Raw genomic sequence first — 14,838 nt, forward strand, 5'->3', positions numbered from 1 at the left:
CAAGGGCAATGCTGACTAGGCAGGTTGAACAGAAGATTAAGGTGGGCCTATTGGTTGCCATGGCAATCTGTGCTATATTAATAGGTAACAATGTTGAAGTTGGGCGCTAAGCCCGTGAAATGCAAAATCACCCTCGTAAACAAAGGTGGTTGCCTTGAATAAATTTAATAAGTAAGGAATGAACTATGAACAAAACAGTAAGTATTATGCCACTAGGTGGCATGCGTGAAAACGGCAAAAATATGTATACGGTCACCGTTGGTGAGGATATCTACGTTTTAGATGCTGGTTTGAAGTATCCAGAGTCGGATATGCTAGGTGTTGACGTTGTGATTCCAGACTTCTCCTATTTAATTGATCATGCTGACCATGTGCGGGGCATCTTTTTAACCCATGGGCATGCAGATGCTATTGGAGCCCTACCTTATTTGCTGAGTCAGTTGAATGCACCAGTATTTGGGTCAGAATTAACGATTGAATTGGCTAAGTTAGCCATTCAAGATGATCCAACAAGCAAGGATTTTGATGATTACCACGTGATTAACGCTAATAGCTCGGTTGATATGGGGGATGTTGCGGTTTCATTCTTTAAAACAACCCATAGCATTCCCGAATCACTAGGAATTGTGTTAGAAACGCCAAGTGGACAGATTGTTTACACCGGTGATTTCAAGTTTGATACGACGGCCTTACCCTATTACCGGACTGATTTAGCCCGGCTCACGGAAATTGGCAGTCAAAAGGTGCTGGCTCTGTTAGCTGATGCGGCAGGTACAGCCAATGTGGCTCCAAATGACCATGAGCAAGATTTGTCAGCTTACATTCTAGAGAATTTTCGCGCACATAAGGCAGAACGTATCGTGGTGGCTGCTACGGCTTCGAATATTCAGCGAATTCAACAAGTTATTAATGCAGCTTATCAAACGGGACGAAAAGTTGTGCTGTCTGGTAATGACTTAGAAAAGATTGTACGTACAGCTTTGCGCCTAAAAAAGTTGCATTTACCCCTGCCTGAAAATGAATTGTTTGTATCACTTAAAAATATGAGCAAATTGGCGCCGGAGGAGACCGTTCTCCTTGAAACTGGTAAAATGGGTGAACCAATTCGTCATTTGCGCCGCATGGCTAATGGTGATGAACGGCATATCAAATTGGGAACAGGGGACTTTGTCCTAATTGCTACGACGCCGGCGGTGGCCATGGATGGTTTTGTTGCACGAACACGTGACATTCTAGCCCGTTCGGGCGCCACAGTTGCACAGATTTCAACTGATAAGCGATCATCTGGGCATGCAAGCCAGGATGATTTCCAGTTACTATTGAATTTAATCAAACCCGATAACGTGATTCCTGTGCAAGGAGAGTATCGAGTGCTAACGACGGCGGCTCAAGCGGCCTATGCGGTTGGTTATGATCATGAACATGTCTTTATTTTAAAGAACGGCGATCGCTTAAATGATGATGGTCAGCAGTTGACCTTAGGTAACTCACTACAAGTAACTTCAACGATGATTGACGGTTCAGGTATCGGTGATATTGGGTCAATTGTGTTAAATGATCGACGCATTTTGTCTGAGGATGGCGTCTTTATTACAGTAGTGACGATTGATCGTAAGAAGAAAAAGGTTATTGCTAAGCCAAAGTTGGATTCCCGTGGGTTTGTTTATGTCAAAGCGTCTCGTGATTTGATGCAGGAGGCTAGTGCCTTGGTTGAAAAGACGGTCACTGATGGCATTCAAAATACTAAGGAATTTGATTGGTCTAAGTTAAAGAACGCGGTCCGTGATGCTCTCGGAAAGTTCTTGTACGAGCAAACACAACGGAAGCCCGTTATTTTACCCGTTATTATGGAGGCGAACCAAAATGGTCGCCGTCGTCGAACGAATGGGAATAAAGGGAACCATGAGGGACAACACAAGGCAGCTGCGAAAGTAGGGCAGGCAAAGAAACGCTCCCGTCGCTGCAAAAACCCTAATAAGCAGGCTAAGCAAACAGAGGCGGTAAAGCCAAAGGCATAATGGGGCAAAGAGGTTGGTTATTGGCAAGGGCTAATAGCGACCTCTTTTTTTGAATACTAGGCGGGAACCTCTTACTTAAACATGCCCTATTTGATGATAGAAAGGACGAAACGATGAAGGATGACCTGGCAAAGCTATTAACAAGCGGGGAGTTGAACCAACAAGCAGGCGACCTACGTGCAGCAATTGAAGACTACAAAGCGGCCTATGCTTTAGAACAAACGCTGACAATCAACCATCAACTAGTCGCCGCGTTAACGTTGGACCAGCAGTATCAACAAGCCTATCGTTACTTGCAAGAGGCATTACCATCCTACCTAGACCAAACGCAATGGTGGGCCTTAGTGTTAGAGGTGATGTTGAAGACTCATCATTTTATTGATGCTCGTCTGTTTATCAAGCACTTACCTATGACAGTTAATGCGCAGTATCGCCAACAAATTGAGCGGGCAGAGACTGAGGCTATCAAGACAGAAGAAAAGCAGATTCAAAGCTTAACTAAAACGGTTTATCACCTAAGTGATGTTAGCCTCCCAGAACAAAAAAAAATATTGGCTCAGGCCCAGACTTTACCCTACGCATCCTATCTTTTTGTGAGTAAGTATATTTTGGTAGATCCCTTTGCCTTACCTATTACGCGGGTTACTGTTTTAGATGAATTGCGCCAGTTAGGCGTAGAAGAAGTAGTGCCCTTTCAAACCGTGTTAGGCACACAGATTATGGTTCAGCCCAGTGAATTGTTAGCGTTAAGTCAGGAACGCAATTACCAAGCGGTGCAAGGCTTGCTAACAGAAAGTGAACAAAATCTAGATCCAGGATTAGCGACTTTACTGCGGGGACAAGTTAATTTGATGCTGGTCTTGCTGTATCCTTGCCTAACAGAAGCAATTCAAGATCCTAAAAGTTGGGTTCAACAAGTCCAGGCGTTTTTATTGACCGGTCACGAATTAGATCTTCCTGAATCAAAAGAGCAAATTAAGTGGCGAAAAGCAGCGTTAAACGCATTACAAGAACTACAAGACCAGTAAATACCTACCTAAAGCTATTTACAAAACCCGGATGGTTGTATATAATAGTCACAGTTTCTCATGGGGCTTGTAACACAAATTATTCATGGTTTGTGGTTTTCATCCTGTGCAGAATGTTGTATAATAATAAGCAAGCAAATAAAGTCAGTGCTAAAACTGACTTGCGAAATTAGGAGGATAAGCTTTTGGCTAAGGAAACTTATGAGCGCACTAAGCCGCACGTAAATATTGGAACAATTGGTCACGTTGACCATGGTAAGACTACTTTGACTGCCGCTATCTCAAAGGTATTGGCTGATAAGGGATTGGCAAAGCAAGAAGACTTTGCCTCAATCGATGCTGCCCCTGAAGAGCGTGAGCGTGGTATCACGATCAACACTGCTCACATCGAGTATGAGACGGAAAACCGTCACTATGCCCACATCGATGCCCCAGGACACGCGGACTACGTTAAGAACATGATCACTGGTGCTGCCCAAATGGATGGTGCTATCTTGGTTGTTGCCGCAACTGATGGTCCTATGCCACAAACACGTGAGCACATCTTGTTGGCTCGCCAAGTTGGTGTTGAGCACTTGGTTGTCTTCTTGAACAAGACTGATCTTGTTGATGATGACGAGTTGGTTGACTTGGTTGAGATGGAAGTTCGTGAATTGTTGTCAGAGTACGATTTCCCTGGTGATGATATTCCTGTTATTCGCGGTTCAGCCTTGAAGGCTTTGGAAGGTGATCCAGAGCAAGTTAAGGTTATCGAAGAATTGATGGATACAGTAGATAGCTACATCCCAACTCCAGAGCGTGACACTGACAAGCCATTCTTGATGCCTGTCGAAGATGTCTTCACTATCACTGGTCGTGGTACTGTTGCATCTGGTCGTGTTGACCGTGGAACAATCAACTTGAACGACGATGTTGAAATCGTTGGTTTGAAGGATGATGTTAAGAAGACCGTTGTTACTGGTATTGAAATGTTCCACAAGTCAATGGAACAAGGTCAAGCTGGTGATAACATCGGTGCTTTGCTACGTGGTGTTGACCGTTCAGAAATCGAGCGTGGTCAAGTTTTGGCTAAGCCAGGTTCAATCAAGACGCACAAGAAGTTCTTGGGTGAAGTTTATGTCTTGACCAAGGAAGAAGGAGGCCGTCACACGCCATTCTTCACAAACTACCGTCCACAATTCTACTTCCACACTACTGATGTTACTGGTGTCGTAGAATTGCCAGAAGGTGTTGAAATGGTTATGCCTGGTGATAACGTTACCTTTGACGTTGAATTGATTGCACCAGTTGCCCTTGAAAAGGGATTGAAGTTTACTGTTCGTGAAGGTGGCCGTACTGTCGGTGCCGGAACTGTTTCAGAAGTCTTGGACTAAACTGAATAGCAGTAAAGTGCATAACAAATGACTACAAAAACGACGTTGCGTAAGTGACGTCGTTTTTTGTTTAATAACGATGTTAATTAGCATAAGGAATGGTAATGATGAAAATTTATTTAGCAGCTCCATTTTTTAGTCCTGAGCAAATTGATCGACTTGAACGCGTTGAAGAAGCGTTGGCAAAAAATCCAACTGTAACGCAAGTTTATTCACCGCGTCAGCATCAAGAAAGCCAAGCAGAACAATTTACACCTGCCTGGGCCGCTGAAATTTTTAAACGCGACGTCGGACAGGTATTGGATGCAGATGCATTAGTTGTCGTTGCTGACTTTCATGATAATGATGCCGATTCCGGGACAGCTTTTGAGCAGGGTTTAGCGTGGGCAACAAAAAAGCCAATCGTCTTGTTTGAAGAGACGGATTATCCAACTAACTTAATGTTGACTGAGTCGCTAACTGCCTTTATGAAGACAAGTGATGCCTTGATGAACTATGATTTTAGTCAGTGTCCGGCTTTGCCTTACGATGGGAAGATCATGTAGGTTAATTAAGTTGGATGACTTTGAAATGTTAGTTAGGTCTGGTATACTAAACGGGTATGTACTAGTGTAGGTACACCGTGAGAGATATAGAATATGATGTGGAGGAACAATCATGACAAATGCAGTATTCACTAAGGGTGAAGGCAACCAAGGAACGTTAACTTTTGACGTTCCAGTTGCAGTTTACCAAAAAGGGATTGATCAAGCTTTTGATGAGGTAAAGAAAGACGTTACCGCACCAGGTTTCCGTAAGGGTAAGATGCCTAAGCAAATCTTTATGCAGATGTATGGTGAAGAATCACTTTACAATGATGGTTTAAACAAGGTTTTGCCAGAAGTCTTTGATGATGCCTTGGCTCAAACTGGTGTTCAAATGGTTGGTCAACCAAATATTTCCGTTGTATCAATGGAAAAGGGTAAGGATTGGAAGTTATCAGCTGAAATTGAAATTGCGCCTGAAATTGAATTAGGTCAATACAAGGGCATTGAAGTTCCAGCTGCTGATACAACAGTTACTGATGAAGAAGTCGATGCTGAATTGGCCCGCTTACAAAAAGAGCAAGCCGAATTGGTCTTAGTTGATCGCCCTGCTGAAGATGGTGATACGGTAGTGATTGACTTTGACGGTTCAGTCGATGGTGATCACTTTGATGGTGGTAAGGCTGAGAATTATAGCCTAGAATTAGGATCAGGTTCATTTATTCCTGGCTTTGAAGAGCAATTAATTGGGGCTAAGGCTGATGACCAGGTTGACGTTAAAGTTACCTTCCCAGAAAATTATCAGGCTAAGGATTTAGCTGGTAAGGAAGCCTTGTTTGAAGTAACGGTCCATGAAGTAAAGGCTAAGGAAGTCCCTGCACTTGACGATGAATTTGCTAAGGACGTTGATGAAAACGTTGATTCATTAACCGAATTAAAGACTAAGTTGCGTGACCAAATGCAGGATAAGAAGGATGAAGAGGCTAAGGCCGCCAAGGAAGACAACGCCGTTAATGGGGCTGTAGATAATGCGAAGATTGTTGGTGATAAGCTTCCTGAAGCCATGATTAAAGAAGACGTTGATCGTCAATTGAATCAATTCTTTGCTTCTATTCAACAACAGGGTATTACACCTGATTTGTACTTCCAAATCACAGGTCAAAATGCTGAAGGATTGCGTCAACAATATGCTGAAGGTGCTGACCGACGGGTTAAGACTGGTTTAGTTTTGGACGCTATTGCTAAGGCTGAAGACATTCAACCAAGTGAGCAAGAGATTGCTAAGGAAGTTAAGGCATTGGCTGAGCAATACAACATGGAAGAAGATGCGGTACGTAATGCATTGACTGACGACATGTTGGCCCATGACATTGCAGTTAAGCAAGTGGTTGACTTAATTGTTGATTCCGCCATTGTTAAATAAGTTCAGTTATAACTAGACTAACAAGTCTGGTGGTTAACCCCGAAAGTTTATAAACTTTCGGGGTTTTCTTATGTACCTTGACTTGCATTTTAATTCTTAGCAGAGGTCTGCTATAATAGGTGTTATTATTATTTAGCGTTATCTATAAAAACAGGAGGTGGAAGCGTGTTTAATTCTACCGATAATACGGAAGGAAAGGCTTATTGCTCATTTTGTGGTAAGTCCTCAGACGAAGTTAAAAAGTTAATTGCCGGACCGGGTGTGTATATTTGTAATGAATGTGTTGCCCTGGCCCAGGATATTATCAATGAAGATTTAGAACAAGACGCTCTTGATCGGACTTTACAGTTAAAGACGCCACAAGAAATTGTGGATACACTGAATCAGTATGTCATTGGTCAAGATGAGGCAGAACGGACATTAGCGGTAGCCGTCTATAATCACTATAAACGGGTTAATGCAATGTTAACGCATACGGTGGAGACGGATGGGGTCGAGTTACAAAAGTCCAATATTGCGATGATTGGTCCTACTGGCTCTGGTAAGACCTATATTGCCCAAAGCTTAGCAAAGATTTTGAACGTACCCTTTGCAATTGCTGATGCCACGACCCTGACAGAAGCAGGCTACGTGGGAGAAGATGTGGAGAACATCTTGCTGAAACTCTTGCAGGCTGCTGATTATGATGTTGAACGGGCCCAGATGGGGATTATTTATATCGACGAAATCGATAAAATCGCTAAAAAGGCTGAGAACGTGTCTATTACCCGTGATGTGTCGGGTGAAGGTGTTCAGCAGGCCTTGTTGAAGATGTTGGAAGGAACGATTGCAAATGTACCGCCTCAAGGAGGCCGTAAGCACCCAAATCAACAGTTTATTCAAGTTGATACGACGAATATTTTGTTTATTGTTGGTGGTGCTTTTGCGGGGATTGAGTCCATTGTTAAGGAACGGCTAGGGGCTAAGGTGATTGGTTTTGGCACTGATTCTAAGCGGGATACGCAACATTTAAGTGATCAGTCCATTATGAAACATGTTCTGCCAGAAGATTTAATGAGTTTTGGTCTGATACCAGAATTTATCGGCCGCTTGCCTATTTTAACGGCACTTGACCAGCTTACCGAAGCTGATTTAGTTCGAATTTTGACTGAACCTAAAAACGCCTTAGTTAAACAGTACCAAGAGTTATTAAAACTCGATGGGGTTGATTTGACCTTCACGCCAGCTGCCTTACAAGCAATGGCTCATTTGGCAATTGAACGAGAAACCGGCGCACGGGGACTTCGTTCAATTATTGAAGAAGTCATGCGGGATATTATGTTTGACCTGCCTTCACAGTCAGATGTTAAAAAAGTGATCATCAATGCTGAGACAGTAAACGAACATGCTGAACCAGAGTTGATTCGCGCTTAATTTAAAGGGGGATAACCGAATGGATGTCCATAATGTAGCCTTAACTATTTCCGCTGTGCGGCCAGCTCAATATCCTAGTGATGCCTTACCCGAAATTGCACTGGTGGGGCGCTCTAATGTGGGTAAATCGTCGTTGACTAATACCTTAATTCAGCGTAAGGCTTATGCTAGAACGTCAGCCCAGCCAGGAAAGACACAGACGTTAAACTTTTATAAAGTAGAGGATGCTTTGTACTTTGTTGATGTTCCTGGGTATGGCTATGCTAAGGTTTCACAACGAGAACGTGAAAAATGGGGACAGATGATTGAAACTTATCTCACCCAGCGAGAAACCTTACGGGGAGTTATTCAATTGGTTGATGCACGTCATGCGCCTTCTGAAGATGATATAACCATGTACAATTGGTTACAGTACTTTGATATTCCGGTCTTAGTGGTGGCCACCAAAGCAGATAAGATTGCGCGTGGTAAGTGGAACCAAGCAGAAGCGCTAATTAAGCGTGAGCTTGAATTTAATCCAGGTAGTTCAAGCTTTTCAATGTTTTCATCAATGACCAAGGCTGGCAAGGACCAGGTTTGGCAGTGGATAGAAGCACACATTGGTGCAAAAACGGAACAATAGAACGGTTGAGCACCTAAGAATTTTTCTTGGGTGCTTTTATTGAAAGGGACGCATAAAATGAAAAAAAATAGATTTCAAGGGACGTTGCTTGGCCAATCTGTCGTTGTGACGTCAACGAAAGATCAGGCCCATATGGAAGCAGTTTTTGACTTAGCTAATCAACAAGTAGCAGACTTACAAAAGCTAGATCCTCATTTAACTGATCAACAATGTCTAATGTTGCTGGCAATTAACGCTTTGTCAGACCAACTAACAATGCAAATCAAACAGGATAAAGGAGTTTAAAAGCTAGATGAATAGCTTATCAGTGATTATTGTAGGGTGTTTGCTGGCGGCCTTATACCATGGCTATCAGATTGGTTTCGTGCGGAGCCTAATTCGGCTAGTTGGACGGTTGGCTGTTTTTATGTTAGCGACTGTCTTTGCTCGGCCCTTGGGTGTTTGGCTTGCGCAACATGTTATCGGTGAGGTGACAACCAAGTGGGTTCCCTCAGGGACATCGACCTGGTTAGATGGTCACTGGGGCCAGTTTTTTGCGACTGGGATTGTCTTTTCAGTAGTAGTCGCCTTAGGTCTGGCCATTGTGCGTTCACTTGAACGTTCCATGCGCTTTATCAACCGTATTCCCCTCTTAGGGCTCGTTAATCGCTTAGCTGGGGTCTTCGTTTACGGGCTTTTAGTTTATATCGAACTCTTTTTAGTTTTGTTTATTACTCAGGCTTTGCCGATCCCCTGGTATCATCAGGCATTAGTTTCATCTAATTTGGCGCAATGGATGCTTGATCAAACCCCCTATTTATCACAGCAACTTTATCAGTACTGGCTCTTACAACATTAAGAGAAAGGTAATGAGAAACGATGAATCAAAAAATATTAACGACGCTTGAGTATCAAGCAGTTAAGGATCAACTTAGGCCGTATTTAACAACGGCGGCTGGTCAATATGAATTAAAACAATTGGAACCGACGACCAACGCACAAACTATGCAGGATTGGTTAGCCGAAACTGCTGACGCCAGCAAGATTTTACGCTGGGAGGGTGGCTTGACGATTCCTAAACTGGCGGATATTCGTCCTCATATGCAGCGAATTAAGATTGAGGCAGCTCTAAGTGGAACCGAACTGGCCCAGGTTGGGCGGGTTTTATTTTCGACCGGACAAATTCGGTCATTTTTAGAAAATATGATTATCGATCGCGGCGATCCTCTGGTAGCCCTGCAGCCTTATGTGCAACGATTGGTTTTGTTACCAGAATTGACCAAAAAATTGCAACGGGCACTGGATGGGGATGGACGACTAACAGATGAGGCCTCTCCTGCTTTGCACCGGATTCGTCAGGCAATCGATAGTACAGAAAATGCAATTCGTCAAAGAATGCAAGACTATACACGGGGTAAATATGGTAAATATTTATCTGACCCGATTGTTACCATGCGAAATGAACGCTATGTATTACCGGTTAAGGCTGGCGAACGAAGTAAGTTCGGCGGGGTAGTACATGACCAGTCACAAACTGGACAAACCCTCTACATTGAACCAGCTGATGTCGTGGCGATGAATAATCGACTACGTGAACATTATTTAAAAGCGCGGGATGAAGAGGTTCGTATCCTGCAGGAACTTTCTGCTCAACTGACACCGGTTGCTGATGATATTTTAGAAAATGCTACTATCTTAGGCCATTTAGACTTTGTTAATGCCAAGGCACGTTACGCAGTCGACTTAAAAGCGACTGAACCCAGTTATAGTGATCAAAACCAGATTCGCCTGCGCCAGGCACGACATCCCCTTTTAAATCAAGAAAAGGTTGTTGCAAATGATATTATTTTGGGTGAAGACTATCAGTCTATTATTATTACCGGTCCTAATACTGGAGGAAAGACGCTGACGTTAAAGACCCTGGGCTTGTTACAGTTGATGGCTCAGTCAGGACTCTTTTTGCCTGCAGCCGAACATAGTACGGTCGGGGTCTTTACCGAAATTTTTGCTGACATCGGAGATGAGCAATCGATTGAGCAATCATTATCGACTTTCAGTTCCCATATGGTGAACATTGTAGAGATCTTAAAACACTTGAATCAGCAAACCTTAGTTTTATTTGATGAATTAGGGGCCGGAACAGATCCACAAGAAGGAGCTGCCTTGGCAATGGCTATTTTAGATGCGGTTGGACAAACCGGGGCCTATTCGGTAGCTACCACACATTATCCAGAGCTGAAAGTTTATGGCTTTAACCGGGCCGATACAATCAATGCATCGATGGAATTTGATATTGAAACCCTGCGGCCAACCTATAAGTTGTTATTGGGTGTCCCAGGTCGTTCTAATGCGCTTGATATTTCCAAGCGGCTTGGCTTGCCACAGCCCATTATTGATGCGGCAGCAAGCATGGCAGATGACGATTCTCAAGCCTTAAATGATATGATTCAGGATTTGGTTAGCCGACGTAACGCTGTTTTGGATCAACAGGTAGCCTTATCTCAGCAAATAATTGAAAACCGCCAATTAAAGTCTGATTATGAAGCACGCTTGGATAAGCTTAAAGATCAGCAGAGCAAGGCGTTAGCCAAGGCGCAACAAGAGGCCAACCACTTAGTAGCAGATGCAAAGCAAAAGGCGGACCGTATTATTGCTGATCTGCGAAAAATGCAACGTAATGGGGCACAAATTAAGGAAAATGAACTTATCGATGCTAAAGGTCAGTTAAACCATTTAGTAAAGACGCCAACGGCAGCCAACAATCGCGTCTTAAGGCGTGCTAAAGCCAAAAAGCGTGAGGCGATTGCAGTCAATGATACGGTCTTGGTGAAAGAATATGGTCAACAAGGGGTTGTTTTGCGGAAACTAAAGGATGACCAATATGAAATCCAAATGGGCATTTTAAAAATGGTCGTTAGCGATGATGAAATTGAAAAACAGACGCCTAAGCCGGCTAGCAAGCCCAGAAAGACGCGGTCTAACAATAAGGGACATCAAGGGCAAGTTAGTACTAATCAAGCCCGCAATCGGGCGACTGCGGCAGCCACGCTAGATTTACGGGGACACCGCTATGACGCAGCTATGCATGAACTTGATCGGTTCATTGACCAAGCAATGTTAAATAATTTATCTTCAGTCGAAATTATTCACGGTAAAGGAACTGGTGCTATTCGGCAGGGAGTAACGGAGTATTTGCGGTCTAACCGTGGCATTTTAGAATTTCACTTTACTGGCCCAGACCAGGGTGCGACTTATGCCAAGCTAGCATAGGCGGCCAAGCAAACCTGTGTTATACTAAATAAAAGTAAGAAAAACGGAGGGTACATGAGATGGCAGTTAAAGAAATTACTGATCAAGATTTCGCTAATGAGACCGCTACAGGTGTTACATTGACTGATTTTTGGGCGCCTTGGTGTGGTCCATGTCGGATGCAGTCACCAGTCGTTGAACAATTAGCAAGTGAGCGGACAGATGTCACCTTTTTGAAGATGGATGTGGACCAAAATCCAGCTACTGCGCAAGAGTTGAAAATTATGGCGATTCCTACGCTTTTAATTAAGAAGGATGGCCAGGTCGTTGAACGGCTAACAGGCTACACGCCAGCAGCAGAATTAAATAAACTATTAGATACATTTACGGCCTAGGATGAGCTAAGTAAGAACTAAGTTGCTACTTACTTATCACGGCATGATAAAAAGATTGGTAAGTGGATGTAAGTCCTTACCGGTCTTTTTTTGTGTGGTGGCTGAATGAGAAGCTTAATTATTAGGTTAAGCTAAAAAAAGGGTGAGTGAGCATGGTATAATGGGCACATTGATGTCGACAGGGGAGTTAAATATGCAGGCAATTTTATTTGATGTGGATGGAACCTTATTGGATACGGAACACATGTACATGTTAGCTTTGCAGGCCGTGTTAGCGGATGCTGGTTATCAGGTTAGTTATGAGCAGGTTTATGCCACTTTTGGGTTACCTTCAGTTGAAGCCTTAGCTTATCTAGGGTTTACTAAGCGGCCAGACCTAGTACAGGCCTGGCAGGAACGATGCCAAAACTATCAAGCAAGGGTGCAACCTTTTCCAGGGATTCGAACGATGTTGACAACGCTAGGGCAACATTATCAATTAGGATTAGTCACCTCAAATCAAGCGGCCGAATTCTTGGAACATGATCGTCCCTTTAATTTGAGCACCTTCTTTCCAGTACAGGTTTTTGCCGGGCAAACTAAGCGTAGGAAGCCTGCTCCTGATCCGATTAATCTAGCCTTAAAACAGTTAGCTTGTCCACCGGGACAAGCCCTCTATATCGGTGATTCACTGCATGATATGCAAGCGGCACATGCTGCCCAGGCTAACTTTGGTTTAGCCGGTTGGGGGACAACGGTGCGCCAACCATTTCTTGGCCAAGCCGATGCTATTTTTGAGGAGCCAGCTGCGGTAAGTGAGCAAGTGGGACGTCTATAGAAGGAGGATGCATAAATGGATAACCGTCCGATTGGTTATATGGATTCAGGAATTGGTGGCTTAACAGTGGTAAAACAAGCCCTTTATGAATTACCAAACGAGGCGATTCGTTATTTAGGGGATACTGCCCGGATGCCGTATGGACCGCGACCGGCAAGTGAAGTCGTCCAGTTTGCAAAAGAGGTAGCCACCTTTCTTTATCATGAAGATATCAAACTATTAGTAGTTGCATGTAATACTGCCACCGCTCAAGCATTGCCACAACTACAAGCAGCCTTACCAATTCCCGTGGTTGGTGTTATTCAGCCGGGTGTACAAGCAGCTTTACGTGAAACGACGACCAATCATATTGGGGTGATTGCCACTGAAGGAACGGTTAAGGCGAATGCTTACTATGATAGTCTATTGGCGTTGAATCCACTGGCCCAGGTCGTTCAATTAGCGACCCAACCCTTAGTGGAAGTGGCGGAACATGAAAATCCAGGTTCTGCTAAGGTTCAGCACATCGTCAATGAACAGCTAGCTCCGTTACGTAAAGAGCCGATTGATACGCTGGTTTTAGGTTGCACACATTTCCCCTTGTTAGCACAAGCCATTCAAAATGCAGTTGGACCAGATGTGACTTTAGTAAATGCTGGAGCTGAAGCAGTTGCCACAGTTAGTGCCATTTTAAAAAAGCAGGATGCCTTACATGGCTTAATGCCTATGGTGGACCACCAGGATGATGACTACTACACTACCGGCAATCCAGAGATTTTTAGTGGGATTGCCAGTCGTTGGTTGGGCGTCCCTGTGGAGGCTAAGCATCTCCAAATTGGGAAACAGGGCCTGCAAAAATAGGAGAAAAACTATGCAAGAAATATTATTTGCCTCCAGGAATGAGGGAAAAATTAAGGAATTTCAACGCTTTTTAGCACCGTTTGGAATCAAGGTCAGGGCGCTTCCTGAGTTGAAGGATGTTCCATCAATTCAAGAAGATGGGGCTACCTTTTTAGAAAATGCACGCATTAAAGCGCAGACGATTATGGACTATTACCACTTACCCGTCGTTGCCGAAGATGGTGGTCTAATGGTTAAAGCCTTGGCTGGAGCCCCTGGGGTGCACTCAGCGCGTTATGCAGGTGATCATGATGATGTAGCGAACAATGCTAAACTATTGAGCGCCTTGTCGGGACTGCCAACGAGTGAGCGCACAGCAGCTTTCTATGCAGTGATTGTGGCTTTGAAGCCCAATGGCGATGAATTAATTGCAGATGGCCAGGTAGATGGTCGAATCTTAACTCAACCACAGGGAGAAGATGGATTTGGATATGATCCTTTATTTTTCTACCCACCCTTTGATAAGACGATGGCTGAAATGACCTTGGATGAAAAAAACGCCATTTCGCATCGCGGACGGGCGCTAACAAACTTTATGCAACAGTTGCCAACCTGGCTGGAGGATTAGGTGATGACTCAGTATGTGGTGGTTTCAGATGCGCATGGGGATGCGGCCATTCTTAATCGTATTAGGCAAGCCTATCAGGGACGGGTAGATCAACTATTTTATCTGGGGGATGCCGAATTAAAGAGCACTGATCCTAGTTTACAGGCCTACCAAGTTGTAGCTGGTAATATGGACACTGATCCCGCTTTTCCTAAGGAACGTGTATATCAAGATCCCACTGCCCGTTTGTATTTAAGCCATGGCCACCTGTATCATAGCCAACGGGACCCACTAGCATTATTACTAGCTGGAAAAGAGCAGCATGCCGATATCATTTTAACTGGGCATACACATCGGTTGGGGGTAGAGCTGGTTGATTGTTGTTTAATGCTTAATCCGGGCTCTATTGCCTTACCTCGAGGACCATATGCTAATATTGGGGGTATCTACGCTATCTTAACCGTGACGGCAAATACGTTTGGGGTGGCCTTTTATAATCGTCAGCTAGAGAAAGTACCCACTTTAAGTGTACAGATTGCGCGGCCAAAGAACTGATTTAGGGGCGGATTGT

The 14,838-nt window shown here is 43.9% G+C and carries 15 protein-coding genes; all 15 read left to right on the top strand.

All coding sequences use genetic code 11. The features are described from left to right. Positions 1 to 185: 185 nt before the first annotated feature. The 15 genes from G414_RS0100110 to G414_RS0100180 all read left to right on the top strand — a co-directional run bounded on the left by G414_RS0100110 (position 186) and on the right by G414_RS0100180 (position 14,822). Entirely contained in the window at positions 186 to 2,018 is a 1,833-nt protein-coding gene (locus G414_RS0100110; RefSeq protein WP_022790825.1) for a ribonuclease J, read from the top strand. 113 nt (positions 2,019 to 2,131) lie between these two features. Next, complete coding sequence (locus G414_RS0100115; RefSeq protein ID WP_022790826.1) at positions 2,132 to 3,046, top strand: hypothetical protein; 915 nt, start codon at positions 2,132 to 2,134, stop codon at positions 3,044 to 3,046. A 185-nt stretch (positions 3,047 to 3,231) separates the two neighbouring features. Next, a complete protein-coding gene (tuf, locus tag G414_RS0100120; protein ID WP_022790827.1) occupies positions 3,232 to 4,419 on the top strand; it encodes an elongation factor Tu in 1,188 nt (395 codons plus the stop codon). Between the two features lie 104 nt (positions 4,420 to 4,523). Further along, positions 4,524 to 4,964 carry a nucleoside 2-deoxyribosyltransferase gene (locus G414_RS0100125; protein WP_022790828.1) on the top strand — a complete coding sequence of 147 codons (441 nt, stop codon included), beginning with the start codon at positions 4,524 to 4,526 and terminating at the stop codon, positions 4,962 to 4,964. Between the two features lie 112 nt (positions 4,965 to 5,076). Continuing rightward, positions 5,077 to 6,366: a trigger factor gene (gene tig / locus G414_RS0100130; protein WP_022790829.1), complete on the top strand. Its 1,290-nt coding sequence runs from the start codon at positions 5,077 to 5,079 to the stop codon at positions 6,364 to 6,366. Positions 6,367 to 6,531: 165 nt separating this feature from the next. Then, positions 6,532 to 7,779 (top strand): ATP-dependent Clp protease ATP-binding subunit ClpX, encoded by a 1,248-nt coding sequence (clpX, locus tag G414_RS0100135; RefSeq protein ID WP_022790830.1) that lies wholly within the window; start codon positions 6,532 to 6,534, stop codon positions 7,777 to 7,779. Between the two features lie 19 nt (positions 7,780 to 7,798). Beyond that, entirely contained in the window at positions 7,799 to 8,401 is a 603-nt protein-coding gene (yihA, locus tag G414_RS0100140; protein ID WP_022790831.1) for a ribosome biogenesis GTP-binding protein YihA/YsxC, read from the top strand. A gap of 57 nt (positions 8,402 to 8,458) precedes the next feature. Then, positions 8,459 to 8,686, top strand: coding sequence for a cell division protein ZapA (gene zapA / locus G414_RS0100145; RefSeq protein ID WP_022790832.1), 228 nt, complete (start codon positions 8,459 to 8,461; stop codon positions 8,684 to 8,686). A gap of 7 nt (positions 8,687 to 8,693) precedes the next feature. Then, the gene (locus tag G414_RS0100150) at positions 8,694 to 9,239 is read left to right on the top strand and encodes a CvpA family protein (RefSeq protein WP_022790833.1); all 546 of its coding nucleotides are present in this window, start codon (positions 8,694 to 8,696) and stop codon (positions 9,237 to 9,239) included. 20 nt (positions 9,240 to 9,259) lie between these two features. Beyond that, positions 9,260 to 11,650 carry an endonuclease MutS2 gene (locus tag G414_RS0100155; protein ID WP_022790834.1) on the top strand — a complete coding sequence of 797 codons (2,391 nt, stop codon included), beginning with the start codon at positions 9,260 to 9,262 and terminating at the stop codon, positions 11,648 to 11,650. Between the two features lie 59 nt (positions 11,651 to 11,709). Next, a complete protein-coding gene (trxA, locus tag G414_RS0100160; RefSeq protein ID WP_022790835.1) occupies positions 11,710 to 12,024 on the top strand; it encodes a thioredoxin in 315 nt (104 codons plus the stop codon). Between the two features lie 193 nt (positions 12,025 to 12,217). Then, positions 12,218 to 12,841: an HAD family hydrolase gene (locus G414_RS0100165; RefSeq protein WP_022790836.1), complete on the top strand. Its 624-nt coding sequence runs from the start codon at positions 12,218 to 12,220 to the stop codon at positions 12,839 to 12,841. Positions 12,842 to 12,856: 15 nt separating this feature from the next. Then, on the top strand, positions 12,857 to 13,681 hold the full coding sequence (gene murI / locus G414_RS0100170) for a glutamate racemase (RefSeq protein WP_022790837.1): 825 nt from the start codon (positions 12,857 to 12,859) through the stop codon (positions 13,679 to 13,681). Positions 13,682 to 13,691: 10 nt separating this feature from the next. After that, positions 13,692 to 14,288: an XTP/dITP diphosphatase gene (locus G414_RS0100175; RefSeq protein ID WP_022790838.1), complete on the top strand. Its 597-nt coding sequence runs from the start codon at positions 13,692 to 13,694 to the stop codon at positions 14,286 to 14,288. A 3-nt stretch (positions 14,289 to 14,291) separates the two neighbouring features. Further along, positions 14,292 to 14,822 carry a YfcE family phosphodiesterase gene (locus tag G414_RS0100180; protein ID WP_022790839.1) on the top strand — a complete coding sequence of 177 codons (531 nt, stop codon included), beginning with the start codon at positions 14,292 to 14,294 and terminating at the stop codon, positions 14,820 to 14,822. Positions 14,823 to 14,838 lie beyond the last annotated feature (16 nt).

It is taken from the genome of Weissella halotolerans DSM 20190 (genome assembly GCF_000420365.1).
Taxonomy (GTDB): domain Bacteria; phylum Bacillota; class Bacilli; order Lactobacillales; family Lactobacillaceae; genus Weissella; species Weissella halotolerans.